The organism is Neobacillus drentensis (genome assembly GCF_036962765.1).
Taxonomy (GTDB): Bacteria; Bacillota; Bacilli; order Bacillales; family Cytobacillaceae; genus Neobacillus; species Neobacillus drentensis_C.
Map to the genome: position 1 here is coordinate 8,319 of NZ_JBALOS010000138.1, position 1,564 is coordinate 9,882.

At 39.8% G+C, this 1,564-nt stretch carries 2 protein-coding genes; one reads left to right on the top strand and one right to left on the bottom strand.

Features of this window, described 5'->3' with window-relative positions; translation table 11 throughout:
• Nucleotides 1-54 precede the first annotated feature (54 nt).
• Nucleotides 55-819, bottom strand: a complete 765-nt coding sequence (locus V7137_RS17380; protein WP_335699259.1) for a hypothetical protein — start codon at nt 817-819, stop codon at nt 55-57.
• 147 nt (nt 820-966) lie between these two features.
• On the opposite strand from V7137_RS17380, the gene V7137_RS17385 reads away from it, so the two are divergent.
• Nucleotides 967-1,500, top strand: coding sequence for an NUDIX hydrolase (locus V7137_RS17385; RefSeq protein ID WP_335699260.1), 534 nt, complete (start codon nt 967-969; stop codon nt 1,498-1,500).
• Nucleotides 1,501-1,564 lie beyond the last annotated feature (64 nt).

Genomic DNA, 1,564 nt, shown 5'->3' on the forward strand with positions numbered 1-1,564 from the left:
GAGGAAAGCGAAGCGCCTGTAGCGGAAATCAACGGCCAAATTTAACAGAACCTTCTATAAAGGAAAAATAAAGTTTTTATTTTGATATTTTTGCCGTAAATATTTTGACATTTCTTTTTCACACAATTTGTTGTGTTCAACGGAAGAAGCATAAGAATCATAGATAATGAAAAAGTAAATAGAAGGAAAATAAAGGGCCCATTGCATATCGATTACATGTTTAGCTTTAGAAAAATCACCAACCATTGAGAGATGTATGGCATGTGGAATATGCCCCAAGTAAGTGATGGCCACGGCATAAACAAAAATAAAGAATCCAGTAATGACATGATGGAGATAGAGATGACCCAAACCTGGGAATAAAGCTGACCAGATCACCGCAGTGACAGGTTTTCGTTTATCTAAAAAGTTGGCATCCCATGTTCCCATTTTCATGAGTAGCATAGGTGCGTCTTCACGGTCCGCCAAGATATACTGCTTGTTGATATCAATCGTTGTCCGATAACTATCCCATATTCCAAACATGTACATAGCCAGATACAGAATTAACCACCGATCATCGAGAACGTCCTTAGCCTTTTCAAATTCGCCTGTTAATGTATATAAAATGCCAAGGTTTACTTGCGCCTTTTCATTAATAAAAGTCTCCCAAAGAATGAGAATATACCCAACCATGTATCGATGGAGCATGATATGTCCAAACCCTGGATAGGAAAACGAAAAAAAAGCGGAAATCCATGGATTCTTTAAATGAAATTGTCCCGTTGTAAATTGGGATAGATACGATCTTTGTCTGCGAAACGGAGGTATTTGATTCACTTGTTCTACCTTCCCTTACTATCATGGTGCGTCTTTTGTTATTGTTTACAAATAATGGGATGATTATCCTCGGAATGCTAGAATTCGCCAATTAGAAAAAAGTGTGTACAATAGGTTTATGATGAAGAAACGATGAGGTGAAGGAAGATGGTATGGAAAATTAGTAGTTCACGGAAAGAAAAGGTGGATCGTTTTGGGGTGGTCATCGAAAAAGTTATTGTCCCGAACGGGGAGGAAAGGAACTTTTCCTATTTAGATTTTGCCAAAGGAGTGTGTATCCTTCCGATAACGGCTGAAAGAGAAATCATTTGTATAAAACAATATCGTCACGCGATCAAAAGCTGGGAATGGGAGCTGCCGGCAGGGATGATTGACAACGAAAGCGATGCACCCATTGAAACCGCCAAAAAAGAGCTCGAAGAAGAGACCGGCAATAAAGCTGAATTTTGGCTGGATTTAGGAAGCTTTTATCCTTCCACTGGCTCTACAAGCGAGGAAATTTATTTATTCGCCGCCACAGGCCTCACCGCCACAGAGCAAAGATTGGAATCCAGTGAACAGATTGAATTACATAAATTAACGATGCAAGAAGTGAAGACCTTAATCGAAAAGGGCGAATTCAAGCATGGTGCAGGACTCGCCGCGATATTGCGATATATGCTAATCACGGATAATCGGTAATGGTTGAGGAAAGAGTTGAAATCGGGTGAAGATGATAGTACCCGATGACTGGAAAAATGGCTTG

Bases quoted from the DNA above. Each gene is read 5' to 3' on its own strand.
- V7137_RS17385 (WP_335699260.1), top strand. From the start codon at position 967: ATGGTATGGAAAATTAGTAGTTCACGGAAAGAAAAGGTGGATCGTTTT.